Annotated in this window: 12 protein-coding genes; all 12 read left to right on the top strand. The window is 67.9% G+C overall.

Annotated elements, in window-relative coordinates:
* Positions 1-118 precede the first annotated feature (118 nt).
* The 12 genes from ACQP03_RS03420 (at position 119) to ACQP03_RS03365 (ending at position 14863) form a co-directional block, all read left to right on the top strand.
* Entirely contained in the window at positions 119-1357 is a 1239-nt protein-coding gene (locus ACQP03_RS03420; RefSeq protein WP_357394175.1) for an ATP-grasp domain-containing protein, read from the top strand.
* 338 nt (positions 1358-1695) lie between these two features.
* Complete coding sequence (locus ACQP03_RS03415; protein WP_433460241.1) at positions 1696-3369, top strand: non-ribosomal peptide synthetase; 1674 nt, start codon at positions 1696-1698, stop codon at positions 3367-3369.
* On the top strand, positions 3366-4580 hold the full coding sequence (locus ACQP03_RS03410; protein WP_357124297.1) for a cytochrome P450: 1215 nt from the start codon (positions 3366-3368) through the stop codon (positions 4578-4580). Before ACQP03_RS03415 ends, ACQP03_RS03410 begins: the two co-directional genes overlap by 4 nt.
* Complete coding sequence (locus ACQP03_RS03405; RefSeq protein ID WP_357171920.1) at positions 4577-5872, top strand: MFS transporter; 1296 nt, start codon at positions 4577-4579, stop codon at positions 5870-5872. The genes ACQP03_RS03410 and ACQP03_RS03405 overlap by 4 nt, the downstream gene beginning before the upstream one ends.
* Positions 5869-7782 carry a hypothetical protein gene (locus ACQP03_RS03400; protein ID WP_357171921.1) on the top strand — a complete coding sequence of 638 codons (1914 nt, stop codon included), beginning with the start codon at positions 5869-5871 and terminating at the stop codon, positions 7780-7782. Before ACQP03_RS03405 ends, ACQP03_RS03400 begins: the two co-directional genes overlap by 4 nt.
* An 8-nt stretch (positions 7783-7790) precedes the next feature.
* On the top strand, positions 7791-9059 hold the full coding sequence (locus ACQP03_RS03395) for an ATP-grasp domain-containing protein (protein WP_357124287.1): 1269 nt from the start codon (positions 7791-7793) through the stop codon (positions 9057-9059).
* 473 nt (positions 9060-9532) lie between these two features.
* Positions 9533-10375, top strand: a complete 843-nt coding sequence (locus ACQP03_RS03390) for a class I SAM-dependent methyltransferase (RefSeq protein ID WP_433460237.1) — start codon at positions 9533-9535, stop codon at positions 10373-10375.
* Between the two features lie 94 nt (positions 10376-10469).
* Positions 10470-11123, top strand: a complete 654-nt coding sequence (locus ACQP03_RS03385) for a class I SAM-dependent DNA methyltransferase (protein ID WP_433460235.1) — start codon at positions 10470-10472, stop codon at positions 11121-11123.
* A complete protein-coding gene (locus ACQP03_RS03380) occupies positions 11120-12124 on the top strand; it encodes a S66 peptidase family protein (RefSeq protein WP_357394181.1) in 1005 nt (334 codons plus the stop codon). Before ACQP03_RS03385 ends, ACQP03_RS03380 begins: the two co-directional genes overlap by 4 nt.
* Positions 12121-12798: an SDR family NAD(P)-dependent oxidoreductase gene (locus tag ACQP03_RS03375; protein ID WP_357171924.1), complete on the top strand. Its 678-nt coding sequence runs from the start codon at positions 12121-12123 to the stop codon at positions 12796-12798. The genes ACQP03_RS03380 and ACQP03_RS03375 overlap by 4 nt, the downstream gene beginning before the upstream one ends.
* 88 nt (positions 12799-12886) lie before the next feature.
* A complete protein-coding gene (locus ACQP03_RS03370; RefSeq protein ID WP_357171925.1) occupies positions 12887-13924 on the top strand; it encodes a phytanoyl-CoA dioxygenase family protein in 1038 nt (345 codons plus the stop codon).
* A 24-nt stretch (positions 13925-13948) separates the two neighbouring features.
* On the top strand, positions 13949-14863 hold the full coding sequence (locus ACQP03_RS03365; RefSeq protein WP_433460232.1) for a phosphotransferase: 915 nt from the start codon (positions 13949-13951) through the stop codon (positions 14861-14863).
* The last annotated feature ends 32 nt before the right edge of the window (positions 14864-14895 follow it).

Genomic DNA, 14895 nt, shown 5'->3' with positions numbered 1-14895 from the left:
TGTCCCCAGCCGACCAACCACCATCGAGGATGAATCGAGGTGCCGCCGTGGCCACGCTGAACACTTCCGGGTCGGCCGGCGATCGAGCACGCGCACGGACTCCAGAGTGGATGGCGCAGTGAAGCTTCCTCATCTGGTGGTCGTCTTCGACGGCGGATCCGCATCGCCTCTCGAGCTCCTGTCGAACGCCGAGGGTACGGCGGAGCTGTCGTTCGCGGTGCCGAAGGGCTCCGACGAGGTCGCGGCTCATCTCGACCTGCTACACGAGATCGCTCTGGTTCACGAGTTCACCCCGGGTGACCCGCTCGCCTTGCTGGATGTGATCGGCCAGCCGGACGGCGTCGTGTCGTTCGCGGACCCCGGCATCGCTCCGGCGGCCCAGCTGGCCGAGGCGCTGTCGCTCCCTTCGGTCGGGACGTCGGCCGCGCGGCTCCTGCGGGACAAGTTCCTGCAGCGCTCACGCCTGCGCGCAAAGGGCGCGCGTGGTCCCGATTTTCTTGTCCCGGTCGACGGCGTCTCGTCGCCAGGACTCGACAGCATCGGGTTCCCGGCCATCATCAAGCCGAGGGCCGGCTACGGCAGCCGGCACACCTATCGGGTCGCGGACCCGGGCTCACTGCGTCCGCTCCTCGACAGTCTGGCCGCCCAGGGGCTGCCCGGTGAGGCCTTCATCCTGGAGTCGATCCTCCAGGGTGACACCACGGTCGCCGGAGCGGAGTGGGGCGACTACATCTCCGTCGAGTCGGCCGTGATCGACGGCTCGCCGACGCACGTGGGCGTCTCCGGGCGGTTCCCCATCACGCCCCCGTTCCGGGAGACGGGCATGGTCTTCCCGGACAATCTGCCCGATGTCGTCAGGGCCGACGCGTACGCCGAGGCGACGAAGGCGATCGAAGCCCTCGGTGTGGAGAACGGTCTCTGCCACACCGAACTCAAGCTCACGCCCGATGGCCCCGTCATCATCGAGGTCAACGGCCGGCTGGGCGGGCTCGTCGACAGCCTGCTCTGTCAGCGCAGTCCCGGAGCGCTCGTCCGGGCCGGGTACGCCATCGCGCTGGGCCGCTCCGACGAGGCGCGGAACGAACTGGCATCGATCGGCTCCGACTCCGTCAGCTATCACATCTCCCTCTATCCCGAGTTGGAGGGGACCATCGCCGGCATCCGGGGGATCGAGGAGATGGCGCGGCACCCCGGAGTCGAATCGATCCGGGTGCTCAAACATCCGGGAGATGTCGTGTCGGTCGGCATGGGGACCTTTGGCGAGACCGTCCTCCTGCTCGGCGCTGCGGCAACCCACGACGACGTACTGCGGATCCTTCAGGCGTCGCGCACGACGATCCGGATCGCGACGGCATGACCGGCCCGGAGCGAGAGCCAGAAGAGGCCGACGTCGCCAAGGAGATCTCAGAGGCTGCAGGCCGACGCCAATCCGACCTTGACGGATTTCGGCGAGGCGACCGAGGCGCCGCAGTACTCCGGCTGGATTCCCCCGGACTGGCAGCCCAACAGCACCGATCACATCGCCTTTCAACCAGACATTCCTGAGATCGAAACGAGGGAGCGCCCGTGGTAGACCACAGATCGACACGCCCGGCCGTTGACACAGCGCCACCGCCGTCACCGCAGACCCTTGTCGAGCTCGTGTCCGCGACCGCCGCTGCCTATCCCGACCACAGCGCGTGCCGAGACGACCAGATGGATTTCACCTACCGCGAGCTCGACCGGCTCTCGACCGACCTCGCGCTGGCCCTCGTGGAGGCCGGCGCCGAGCCGGGCGATCGTATCGGTCTGCTTCTCGAGCGTTCGGCCATCGTTCCGGTCGCACTCCTCGCCGTCCTCAAGGCCCGAGGCGTCTACGTGTGCGCAGACCCACGGGACCCCGACCAACGTCGCAAGGAGATGTTCTCCCGGGCCGGGGTGGCCCTCGTCATGGTGTCGAGTTCGTTCGTCCACCGCGTCGACGGCGACGCGAAACTTCTCGTACTCGATGCCGGCGACCTCCCGGCGGCGTCCGGGGCGGTCGACGACCTCACCCCGCCGTCGCCGTCGGACGCGGCCGGCCTGGTCTTCACCTCCGGATCGACAGGTCAGCCCAAGGCCATCGTGCTCGGGCATTCGGGCCTGACCTGGTTCGCCCTGAACGACGCGCTGCCCGACCTGGGCACCGACGACTGCATGGGCCAGATCTCCAGCCTGTCCTTCGACGCCTTTCACTACGAGATCTGGCGTGCTTTGGCGACCGGCGCGACGCTGGTTACGCTGCCGCACATTCCCCAGATGCTCGCCACCGGCATCGAGCGGCAGCTGACCTCGCGAAGGATCACCGCTCTTCTGGTGCCGACGATGGCGTTCAACCACATCATCGAGGCGGATCCCCGGGCGTTCAGCGGAGTGCGCGTGCTGGGTGTCGGTGGGGACGTGCTCGCCGTCTCCGCGGTGCGCAAGCTGTACGACGGAGGCTTCGCTGGGACGTTGTACAACCTGTACGGCCCCGCCGAGATCACCACCGCGTGCACGATCCACGCCGTCCGCCCGGCTGATGCGGACGAGCCGAGCATCCCCCTGGGTCGCACCCTGGACGGCTGCTCCATCGAACTGGTGGACGAGGCGGGTCGCCCCGTGCCTCCCGGCACGCCCGGCGAGGCAGTCATCGCCGGGCCCGGCGTGAGCCTGGGCTACCAGGACAGCCCGGTTGAGAACGCTGCCGTCTTCGGGACGGCCGTGATCGGGGACGCCGAGGTGGCGACGTACCGCTCCGGAGACATCCTCGTGCAGCACGATGACTGGCTCGAGTTCGTGGGCCGGCGCGATCGGATGGTCAAGGTCAGCGGGCACCGGGTGGACCCGATCGAGATCGAGCGTGTTCTGCTCGATCACGAGTCCGTCGACGACGCTGTGCTGATCGTGGAACGGCAGTCGGTGGAGCCGTCCCTGGTCGCCATCGTCGTACTGCGCTCGGGGGCGAGCGTCGCCGAACTGCGGGAGTTCGCCGAGTCGCGGCTCCCCGCGCACCTGGTTCCGCACTCGTTGGTCACCGTGGATCGACTCCCTTCCACCGACCACGGCAAGCGCGACGTGAGTGAGATGCGCATGCTCGCTCTCGCCGAGAGCGCACGCCTGTCGGCCTTCACTCCCCCTGTCACCGAGACGCAGAAGCGGGTCGGGGCCATGTGGAGCACGCTCCTGCGGGTCTCCCCCGTGGGTCTCGATGACGACTTCTTCCGGCTCGGCGGCAACTCGATCCTGCTGTTCCGCCTGAACAAGATGATCAAAGCGGAGCTCTCGGTCGACCTCGGCTTCAAGGATCTACTCCAGGAGAAGACGCTCACCGCGCTGTCCGAACTGATCGATGAGCGGGCCACGCGATGACGCAGTCCTTTCCCGACCTGCGCGACGCAAATCTCTTTCGCACCAACGCCCCCGAAGCGATGTTCGCGCAGCTGCGGAAAGAGCAGCCTGTCTACTGGAATGACGGTGGGTCGGAAGAGGGTTTCTGGAACCTCTCCCGCTACGCGGACGTCTCCGCCTGCTACCGCGACCATGACTGGCTGAGCTCGCTGAGCGGGGCCATCATGGGCAGCTCCTTCCACTCGGACCAGGACTCCGCCAGGAGCAAGATGCTCGTCGCGAGCGACCTGCCTGAGCATCGGAACTTCCGCCGGGTGTTCCTCGGAGCTCTCGGCCCCGCGATGGCGCAGCGAATCCGCCAGCAGCTCCAGGCCCTGCTCGATCGCGAACTCGGCATCCTCCTGGCCGACGGCGGTGGCGACTTCGCGCGTTCCATCTCGCGTCAACTTCCGGTCGCCGCGCTGATGACGCTGCTCGGCATCGACGAGTCCGCCGCCAATCACGTCGTCGACCTCACCGACGCCGTGGTCGGCTACCGGGACGAGACGCTGTCCGACCTCTCCGTGCCCGAGGAGACCCGACGGGCCGTGGCACAGATAGAGCTGCTCGGGTTCCTCGACGAAATTCTCGAGGAACGACACGCCACGCAGCCCCGTGACGACGCCCTCAGCCACTTCCTCGCCGCCGAACGCACCGGCACGCTCACCCGCGACGAGGTGATCTACAACCTCGTCAATCTCGTCTTCGGTGGCAATGAGACGTCCGCCCACACGGCGTCCGGGTCGTTGCTGCTCATGATGCAGGAGCCGTGGTCGTACACCGCGCTGGTCGAGAACCCCGATCTGGTGCCCAACGCACTCACGGAGATGCTGCGGCTCACCTCCGTCGCCGCCTACGTCAAGCGGGTGGCCACCAGTGACAGGACGATGCACGGCACGACGATCAAGGCCGGGCAGACCGTGCTGCTCTGGATCTACTCCGCCAACCGTGATCCTTCAGAATTCGAGAATCCCTTGGAACTACGCCTCGACCGAAAGGCAACGAACCACCTGGCCTTCGGCGTCGGCATTCACCGCTGCGTAGGGGCGACGCCGGCGCTGGTCGAGCTCGAAACGCTCCTTCACGCGGTCGCAGCGCTGAAGGACGTGCGACTGATCCCGGACGGTGAGCCCGTGCGACTGCAGTCCAACTTCATCCGCGGCTTCACCTCCCTCCCGGTGCGGGTCAAGTGACCGACGAGATGGAGCAGACCCCGAGCCGTCCGGGGCTGAAGCGCGAGTTCCGCCTCCTGCTGACCTCCCAGGGCGTCAGCGGCTTCGGCGATGTCCTCGCCCTCGTGGCAATTCCGTTCGCGATGCTCGCGCTGGACAAGAGTGGATTCCTCACCGGGCTCGTCCTCGCCGCGCGCACGATCGCCCAGGTGGCGGTGCTGCTGCTCGGCAGCGTCGCGGTCGACCGCTTCCCGCCTCGGCCGCTCATGATCGCCGCGGATCTCGTGGCCTTCGGAACCCAGGCCTCGATCGGCATGTTGATCGTCTTCGGCAACCCCTCGGCGTGGCAGCTCGTGGCGTTGTTCGCGGTCAACGGGGCAGCCGCGGCGCTCTACATACCGGCGACGAGCAAGATCCTGGCCGGACTCGCCACCGGCCGCGACCTGCAGACCGCCAACGCCGGTCTGTCCATGACCTTCACGTCGGTCGGCATCCTCGGGTTCCCACTGGCGGGCCTCCTGGTGTCCGTGACCTCGCCCGGTGTCGCGTTACTGGCCGATGCCCTGACGTTCCTCACCAGTGCCCTGCTCCTGACGCGCATCCGTGGGATCCCGGCAACTGTCGCCCAGTCGGACAGCTCCTGGGCCGCCGACTTTGTGACCGGGGTCAGAGAGGTGGCACGGACGCCATGGCTGACCGCCGGGCTCGCCAACGCCGGAATGTTCCAGATGCTCGTGCTCGGCATGCTGCCGGTGCTGGGCCCGCTCCTGGCGATCAAGCACTACGACGGCGTCGCCGGCTGGTCCGCGCTGCTACTCGCGAGCTCGCTCGGGATGTTGGCCGGCGGATTCGCCTCCACCCGCTTCGTTCCGAAGCGCCCGCTGCTGGCCGCGTACACGGCGACCGCGCTCGGGGTCGCGCCCGGCCTGATCCTGCTCGCGACGGGTGCCCCCCTGCCGATCACCCTGGCCGGCATGTTCGTCTACGGCGTAGCTCTCGCGATCTTCAACACCCTCTGGGGCACCACCGTTCAGCAGCGCGTGCCCGGCAAGATGCTGGGGCGGGTGTCGGCGCTCGACGGGTTCGTCTCGTACGGTTGCCGGCCTCTCGGCCTGCTGCTGGCCGTTCCGGTGGCTGCCGCCACGAGCCCGCTCCTCGTCGTGGTCATATCCGCCGTCGCGGTGGCGCTGCTCGCCGCGACCGTCTGTGCCGTGCCGGTGTTCCGAGGAGAGGAAGCCTCGCGACGTCTCCGCGAACGGCCCGACGTGAGTGACCCGGCCGCCCCGCAGCATGAAAGGCCGGTCGCCCGATGACACAGACCAGCATGCTCTCGCAACACCACGACCTCGACACGTACGTGCGCGAGCTCGCGGACCCCGACTCGTTCCCGGTGCTGCGGAGCAGGAGTGCACCGGTCGACGTCACGTCGCTGGGAACGCCGGACAGGTCCCGACCGGTCGCCGACCTTCGCGTCGTGTGCGTCTCAGCTTCGCCTGTCGCCCGCGTCGCCGAGGCGCTGGCGGCCCGCTTCGGTGGAACGGTCATCGCGCTGCCGGCCGGCGGCCTCGGCGAGCATCTCGTCCTCGACGATCAGGCCGCCCACGTACTCGTCATCGCCCTCGCCGACGAGGTGTCCGTCGATGACGCCCTCGCCGTCGTCGATCGGGTCAACGCGTACCGGGACCGGCCGGGCGGGCGGGTACCCCGGCTCGGGTTCCTGACGGCGGGCGACCTGGACCAGCTTTCCTGGCTGATCCTGAAGAACCTGGCGTCGGGGCATCGTGAACCGGCCTCTCGGAAACACGTGTTCCTGAGCCCCTTCCCCAATGGTCCGCTGCTGAGCGCCGGCGCCTTGGTCCTCAGCGGGGCGCAGGTCACCCGCGAATCGGTCCACCAGGCAGTCGTCGCCGGCAGCGCGACCTTCCTGTCGATCACGTCGTCCGGGCGGGAGCACGCGGTACTGCTCAACGACACCGTCCTGTGCGGCAGCGATCACGAGTCCCGCCGACAGTGGCTCGAGCTCGGTACGGGTGGTGGGGCTCCGCACTGCGCGTTCGAGGGCACGTGCTTCCTGCCCGGAGTGAGCCTGGACGACGTGATCGAGGCGAGATCGGTCCGAGCCGAGGTCGTCTTCACCAACTCCTGCCTCAGCTGGCGCCCGCACAGCGGCCGGGCGCCCCGTCAGTTCCTCCTGACCAACGCGCTCAGCTCCGGCTACGCCGCGGCGGCCATCGGCCCCATGTTCCCCTCCCACACGACGGACTGGGCCACCGAGACGTTCCACCGTCTGTGCGACGCGGGAGTCCCGCTGGGTGAGGTGGTCGCAGCCCTCAACGGCAGGGCGAGGGAGACCGGGACGGAACTGCCCTACTTCGCCCTGCTCGGGTTCCCGTGGTTGGTGGCCGGTGGAGTCGCACCGGCCGACGAGGCCACCTTGAGGCGTTGGGAGGCCGACGCCGCACGCTCGGCCGATCCCGACGTCGCGCCCGCTACGACAGCCCCGACATCCGGTTACGGCACGGCAGCGACCCCGCAACAGCTGCTGCGGAGCCTGCTCGATCTCGGCCTGAACTCGACGGCCCTCGAAACCTGCGTGGCCGAGTTGGAAGCCCGGTCCGTACCCGACCCGGACCTTCTGGCCCGGGCACAGATGGCGGCGGCCGCCGAACTCATCGACTACACATCGGCCACCTACTCCGGGTTCGACAGCATCTGGGAGCCCGTGTTGGCCACCCGGACCCACGCGTCGCGGACGCCGTGCCCCTACTGCGACGCCACCGTCGAGGAGCTGGTCGGCACCAGCCCGGACCGACCCTGGACCTCCCGCACGGCCGCGTTCTGCCATCGATGCAGCCACGTGTGGGACGCCCCCGCCGATCCTCAGCTACAGGTGCCGCTGATCGACATACCCGAGGTCTGGCATCGCGGGGAGGACGTTCGCGGGACGGTTCGACTGCTTCCGGGCGCCGACGGCTGGAGGACCGACCGACTCACCGTCGGCTGGTTCCTGCACGGGCAGTACTTCCAGGGCGTCGACGTTCCGGACCCCGGTGAGGTACGGGTGACGCCCGGGAGCACCGACGATGTCCTGCTGTCGGCGCAGATGCACGTCAACAACGACGCCTTCCCCTATCACCAGCATTTCTGTCGCGTAATCGTGATCGCGTCCGGCGCCGTCCACCTCGGCGGGCGAGCGTTCGCGATCGTTCCCGAGGAACGGTGAGACCGAAGATGAGTGTCCCCCGCCAAGTCCAACCGCAGGTCCTAATCCTTTCCGAGCTGAACGCCGGCGGAGTGCGCTACATCGTGCACGCCCTCCGGGAGCGGGCGTACTCGCCCGTACTCGTGTCCAACGAGCCCGACGACCTCAACCGAGGACTGTGCGACGGCCACGTCCTGGTCGATTGGGCGCACGACTCGGAGTCTCAGCTTGCCGCCAAGGTGGCTGCCCTGGCCCCGGCGCCGGTTGCCCTCATCAATCTCGTCGAAGCCCTGATCCCGTGGCAGATCCACCTCGTGGAGCACTTCGGCGTGCATGGGGCTTCGCCCGGTCTGGCCACACTTCTCAGCAAGGCGAAGGTCAGGTCGGCGATGCGTGAGCACGGCCTCTCCGACCTGCGGTTCACGGCCGGGCCGGCCGCGTCGTTCCCACTCGACGACGTGCCGGGCTTCCCGGTAATCGGCAAACCGTCGCAACGCAGCGGCGCGTCCCGGAGCGTACGGCTGCTGCACGACCGTGCGGAGGCGACTGCCTTCCTGCTCGAAGCGGCCCACGATTTCGGCGCGGACTGCGAGATGATCCTTGAGGAGTTCGTCCCCGGCACCGAGTTCTCGATGGACGGTCCGGTGACCGGTTCCCGGTTCACCCCGGTGGTCATCTTCGAGAAGGACGCGCACGTCGGGCAGCGCTTTCACGACACCGGGCTACTCGTCTCCCCGCCCACGTCCGACGGGGTCGACGAGGCCGCCCGGCGCCTGGCCGACCGGGTGTCGCAGCTCTGCGCGGCCATCGGTGTCGACGAGGCCTGGTTCCACGTCGAGGGCCGGGCCGCCGGCGGCGTCGCGGAGCTGATCGAGATCAACCCGCGCGTGGGCGGCGGCGTGAACCTGCACGCCGTCACGCAACTCACCGGGCTGAACCCGATCGACACCCTGATCGACATGGCGCTCTTCCACCCCGACGAGCGCAAGCCGAGGGAGCCCGCTCGACAACCTCATCCGGTCGAGGCCCAGCTGTGGGGCGCGCTTCCGATCCAGGCGGACGAGGCAGGAATCGTCACGTGCCACAGTGCGGTGGCCGACCTGCTGGGCCTGCCGGGCGTCGTCGACGGTCTCGTCCTCTCCCCCTACCGGGCCGAGTCGATCGACCAGGAGAACTTCTTCGCTCACTTTCTCCTGGCCGCACCGGACGTGGCGACCCTGCGGGCTCGCGCTGCCGCAGTGCGCGACGCCCTGGTCTACACGGTCAGTCCGCTTCCGGAGCACACCGCCGCCGGATGACCGTCTGCCGATTTTTCCGCCAATGCCCAGCAAGGTGACGGTGATCCCGAACAACGTGTCGGCACGGGCTGTCAGACGGGGTTGAATCCGCTTTCTGACGCACTCCGCACTTCATGCCACGACCGCACTCCTACCCCACGCACAAAAGGCATACCAGCCAATGATCAGCCACCGAACCGGGTGCGAAACACCGAGTTCAGCGGGCGTGCACTTGGCTGCCCAAGACCCTGAAGAAACCGTCGATCAATTGATCAGAAGCCCCTTGTCGCACGTCACTGTCGTCCGGTAGGTTTCCTAGATATCGAGAACAGCCGCTCCAACCCCACCGAGGTGACGCAACGAGTTCCTACGCGCCGAGATGCCCGGTAATGACCGAACCAAACATTTGTCTCAAGCATCCGCGACTATGCGCATTCTTCGTTGATCAATGCCCTTTTACTCTCGACCAGTGAGGCCGCGTAGCTATGTCACTCATGAGTACTGAGCAGTTCGAAAAGTTCTTCGAGCCCTACGCCCCCAATGTGCAAGGATTCTACGAGGCACCTTTCTGGGCCTTCTCCGACGCGCTGGTGCGTGCGCTCATGGACAAACATCTGGGCATCCAGGCCGGTCAGCACATCCTCGACGCCGGAGGTGGCACCGCCCGTTGGGCGCTCTGGGCCGCCGAGCACTTCGACGTGGACGTCACCGTCGCCGACAAGTCGGAGAAGATGGTCGAGGAAGCGCTCCAGAACGTCGCCAAGTCGCCCTTCGGCGAACGCGTCACCGTGGTGCTGTGCGACCTCGAGGACGCTCCCATGCTGGCGGACGAGTCGTTCGACGCCGCCATCTCGACCTACGGGGTACTCAGCTTCCTGGACCAGCCGGCGGCGGCCTTCGACACCCTGGCACGCGTGCTCAAGCCGGGCGCCCAGGGCATGTTCATGTCCCACTCGCTCTCCAACGCGCTGCACTCCAAGCTGAGCCGGGACGGCGTCACCCCGGAGGAACTCGACACCCTCCTCGACGACCAGATCGTGCGCTGGGCCGAGCACGTTCCGCCGCTGCGCGTGTACTCCGCGTCCGACCTGCGGGAGCTCGGCGAAAGGGCCGGCTTCGAGGTTCCCCGCGTGTACGGTGTCCCGCTGCTCACCTACCCGGGCCCCGAGGACTTCGGCTACCCGTACGAGAAGCTCGGCTTCGTGTCGAACGCGCTTCAGGACCAGGAGTTCTTCAACGCGGCGCTGGCGGCGGAGCTGAAGGCGTCGGAACGCCCGGAGTGGGCCGACCGCGGGGTCAACCTGATGGTCCACGTCCGGAAGCCCGCCGATGACTGACGTAGGGGCCGGTGTCGAGATGCCGTACGCGCAACTGGCTCCCATCTACGACCGGTGGACGGCCGAGAACCCGTACGACCGGTGGGCCGACTTCGTGGAGCGACGGCTGAAGCAGCACGACGCCCGGCGCGTCGTGGACCTGTGCTGCGGCACCGGACGCCTGACGCGGCTGCTTCGCGGGCGAGGCTTCGACGTCACGGGGATCGACGGGTCCGAGGAGATGCTCGCGCAGGCCCGTGCGATCGACGGCGAGGGGGCGGACTACCTACTGCGTACCCTCCCGTCCGCCGATCTCGGCGGCACGTACGACGCCGCGTTGTGCACGTTCGACAGCGTCAACTACATGGCTGCGGACGGCGCGCTCGCCGAGCTGCTTCGCGGCGTGGCTACCGCCCTGCGGCCCGGGGGTGTCTTCATCTTCGACGTGAACACCCAGCGGAAGATCGAGCAGGTTTTCGGCTCCTCGCACTTCGGCGACGATCTCGATGATTTCGCCTATGTCTGGCGCAATCGTTACGACGCGGCGACCCGGAGCATCGAGTTCCTGATCACCTTGTTCACGCGCGGCGATGGCGCGAGCTTCACCCGGGCGACCGAGTATCACCGGCAACGGTGGTTCACCGAGGACGAACTCGAGACAGCCTGTGCGGAGTCGGGATTTCGGGTTCTGGAGGATCTCGACGACTACACCGACAACGCCGTGACGCCGGACACCATGCGACGCTGCCTCGTTCTGGTCAAGGAATGACCCAGAAGCTGCTCTACCCTTCGCCACTGCGGCCCGGTGACACGGTTGCCATCGCTTCTCCGTCGAGCCAACCGCCACCAACCCCTGCGCGGTTCCGTCGTGGTGTCGCCTTTCTCCGTGCGTCGGGGTTCGAGGTTCGTGTGCCTGAAGGAGCAGCCAGGTCAGAGCCTCGATCCCCGGCGCAACGCGCGGAAGAGCTCAACGCTCTGCTCATTGATTCCTCCGTGCGCGCGATCATCGCCAGCATCGGTGGCTACAACAGCAACGCCCTCCTACCGATGCTGGATTTCGACGCGCTGCGTCGAGACCCGAAGTTCCTCGTCGGCTACAGCGACATCACGGCTCTTCACCTGGGGATCCTCAGCCGGGCCGGAGTTGTCTCGTTGCATGGGCCGACCCTGCTGCCGGAGCTGGCGGAATTCCCGGCGCCGCAACCCGTTTCGGAACAGGAACTGCTGCGGTTCCTCTCCGGGGCCTGGGCGGGCCCTCTTCCGCACGTGCCCGCGTGGACGGATGAATTCCTCCAATGGGATCAGGACGATGTCCGGCCCCGCACGAAGACGTCCGGGCCGGAGCAGCGTTGGCTTGGCGCCGGGAGCGCGTCCGGGCCGCTGATCGGCGGCAACCTCGAGACCCTCGAGGCACTGCTCGGCACCGCCTATTTCCCGAGTCTGAACGGTGCGATCCTGTTCTGGGAGACCTGTAACACGTCGCTCGGCCCCATCGAGCGCTCGCTGGATCATCTGGAACAGGCCGGCGCGCTCGACGACCTCGCCGGCGTGGTCGTCGGCCGCACCTTCCGTGCACCGCCCGAGCTCTCCGCCGAGATCGAGAAGGCGATGGTCCGCCGACACGGCGGCAGCGGGATGCCGGTCGTCCTCAACGTCGACATCGGGCACACCGATCCGATGCTGACCCTGCCGATCGGCCATCAGGCATCGCTGGACGCGGACGCGCGGGAACTCGTGCTGGCACCCCGACCCGGCGAGGAGCTGCGATGAGTTCCGCGCTCGTCGTGGGCGGCCGGCGCGGACTCGGCCGGGAGGTGGCCGAGCAGCTGGAGCAGGCAGGTTGGTCCGTTCTGCGCACCGGCCGTTCACGGGCGGACCTCGAATCCGCGGACGGCCGTGCTCGCGACTACGAGCCGCTCGATCTCCGTGACGACAGCTCGGTGGCGCGTCTCGCCCACACCCAGGCGTCGCGTGGCAGGACGTTGGATCTCCTCGTGATCAGTGCCGGGAGCGCGTCGCTGGGTGGCATGACCGAGCTGGAGCCAACCACGTTTCTCACGATGCTCGACGAGCACGTGGTCGGGACCTATCGACTGGTCCGGCAGTTCCGTCCGCAGCTGGCCGCCGCTCGCGGCCACGTGATTGTGGTCCTGTCCCGGATGGGCAGCCGCCCACGGCCGCACGGCTACGGGTACGGAACGGCGAAGGCCGCAACGGGGTTCCTCACGCAATGCCTGGCCATGGAGCTGGAACCAGACGGGATCCGATTGAACTACGTCAGTCCTGGGGCGATGGACACCGACATGTTCCGCACCGCATTCCCTGGCCGAGATCCCGCGACCGCCCTGGACGTGGGGGATGTCGCCCGGACGATCGTCGCGCTGACAACGCCGGAGTTTCACCATCTGTCGGGCGCGGTCATCGAGCTCCCCAGACCTCGATGACGAGATGGGTCGACGTCGCCCGCGGGCTGATCCTTGAGCCGCACGAATTCCAGTCCGGAAATCACATCCTCCCGAGGGGGTAGGGCCGGTGACAGAAGACAGGCACCAGATCACCGCTTTCCATGACTCCACCCCGGATCTCGACGATCCTGGGGCGCTGCTCGGCAGACTGCGCAGGGACGGCTACCTCTTCCTCCGTCAGGTCGTGGATCCCGAGCTGCTCGAACGCGTACTCGCCGACTTCACCCGACCGATCGGCGAGAACGGCTGGTTCCTCGGTGATCCGGCCGACCGGCGAGCCGATCCGGCCAAGTTCACCGTCGAGCCGCAGGAGAACTACCGGCGCGTCTACCACCAGGCGTACCGGTCGGAGGCGTTCCACAGCGTGGGCCACTCGATACGGGACAGCCTCCTGGAGCCGCTCCTGGGCGAGGCCGCGCTCATTCATCCTCGCCCCATCGGCCGCATCGTCTTTCCGGCCTCCAGCGCTCCTCGCAACATGGACTTCACCACGCCGGCGCATCAGGACTTCGTGTCCGTGCAGGGCACGACCAACGCGTACACCTGTTGGGTGCCCCTGCACGACGTCTCCTGGGAGGACGGGCCGTTGGCCGTCGCCGAGGGCTCGCACCTTTGCGGCGTACGACCGAGTGTCCCTGCCCGCGGCACCGGCGGCACAGTGATCGAGGATGTCCCGGACGAGGACTGGCGCAGCGGCGAGTTCACCCGCGGCGACGTCGTCATCTTCAATTCGCTGACGGTCCACCGCGGCTTGCCGAATCGCTCCGATCGGTTCCGGATATCGACCGACTTCAGGTTCCAGCCGCTCACGGAGCCCATCTGCGACCGTAGCCTCGCACCGTCGACCTCCGCGCTCGCCTGGGACGCGCTCTACTCCGCCTGGGAGAACGAGTCGTTGAAGTACCACTGGGATCGGCCGGAGCTACGGACCGTTTCGTTCGACTTCCGCTACGAGGAAGAGCGCAACCGACAGGCGATCGAGTACGCGAGGCGCGGCGACACGCGAGCGATCTCTTCCCTCCAACGGATGGCTGTGCACGACCCGGACCCCGCTCGTCGCCAGCTCGCCGGTGAGCTGCTCGCGTCGTTGAACGCGGTCGTGTAGTGCCGGAGACCGACAAGGATCGACATGAGAAGTGAACTGGCCCAGGACCGCCCACCGGCTGATCTGGTACGCCGGGTGGAGCTGCTCCTCGGTCCCGTCCGGGACTGGCAGAAGGTGGCGCGCGGCTTCACCGGGGCCGAACGATGGCTGGTGGTCGGCGACGACGGCGGCCCCCGGTTCGTCAAGGCGGCCACGGACGAGCTCACGGCCCGATGGCTCCGGGACGAGGCGGTGATCTACGAACGCGTCGATGCGCCGTGGTTGCCGGAGGCGATCGCCTGGGACGCGGGCGGAAGCCGTCACCCGGTCCTCGTTCTCGAAGGACTGCACGACGCGCAGTGGCCCCCACCCTGGGACGCCACCATGATCAGCCTGGTACTGGAAACGCTCGACGCGGTCCATGCCATCGAACCTGACTTCCCGCTTCCGCTCCTGCGGGACGACGTCGAGCTGCTTGGTGGTTGGGACGTGGTGGCTGAGGACAGGAACCCGTTCCTCGCGACCGGGCTGGTGTCGGCCGGCTGGCTGGACCGGGCCCTACCTGCACTGAGCAAGGCGTCGGCCGCGGCGTCGGTCGACGGAACCTCTCTGCTGCACCTCGACATCCGCAGCGACAACCTGTGCTTCACGTCGGCGGGTGTCCGGATCGTCGACTGGAACTGGGCCGCGATCGGCAATCCGGTCTTCGACATCTGTGCCTGGCTGCCGAGCCTGCGAAGGGAAGGCGGCCCGTTGCCGGACCAGGTGCTGGCCGGGCAGGGCGAGTTCGCGGCCGTGCTCGCCGGCTACTGGTGCTCCCAGATGGGCCTTCCCGACACGGACCCGCCCTCGGGTCGTCGGCTGCTCCAGCGCGATCTCGGGAAGATCTCACTCGACTGGGCCGCGCGGGAACTCGGGCTCGACGCACCGGACGGCACGGCCGACCCGAGGCAGCCGTGAACCGGCCCGCTCCGTACGCCGAAGCCCGTGCG

Source organism: Micromonospora sp. CA-248212, assembly GCF_050948405.1.
Lineage (GTDB): Bacteria > Actinomycetota > Actinomycetes > Mycobacteriales > Micromonosporaceae > Micromonospora.
Note: the sequence above shows the minus strand (reverse complement) of the source record. Positions and strands in the feature narration are given on the sequence as shown.

What these genes read in the sequence shown, in the direction of transcription:
- ACQP03_RS03415 (WP_433460241.1), top strand. Translation starts at nt 1,696, where the DNA reads ATGGATTTCACCTACCGCGAGCTCGACCGGCTCTCGACCGACCTCGCG.
- ACQP03_RS03410 (WP_357124297.1), top strand. Translation starts at nt 3,366, where the DNA reads ATGACGCAGTCCTTTCCCGACCTGCGCGACGCAAATCTCTTTCGCACC.
- ACQP03_RS03400 (WP_357171921.1), top strand. Translation starts at nt 5,869, where the DNA reads ATGACACAGACCAGCATGCTCTCGCAACACCACGACCTCGACACGTAC.
- ACQP03_RS03395 (WP_357124287.1), top strand. Translation starts at nt 7,791, where the DNA reads ATGAGTGTCCCCCGCCAAGTCCAACCGCAGGTCCTAATCCTTTCCGAG.
- ACQP03_RS03390 (WP_433460237.1), top strand. Translation starts at nt 9,533, where the DNA reads ATGAGTACTGAGCAGTTCGAAAAGTTCTTCGAGCCCTACGCCCCCAAT.
- ACQP03_RS03380 (WP_357394181.1), top strand. Translation starts at nt 11,120, where the DNA reads ATGACCCAGAAGCTGCTCTACCCTTCGCCACTGCGGCCCGGTGACACG.
- ACQP03_RS03375 (WP_357171924.1), top strand. Translation starts at nt 12,121, where the DNA reads ATGAGTTCCGCGCTCGTCGTGGGCGGCCGGCGCGGACTCGGCCGGGAG.
- ACQP03_RS03365 (WP_433460232.1), top strand. Translation starts at nt 13,949, where the DNA reads ATGAGAAGTGAACTGGCCCAGGACCGCCCACCGGCTGATCTGGTACGC.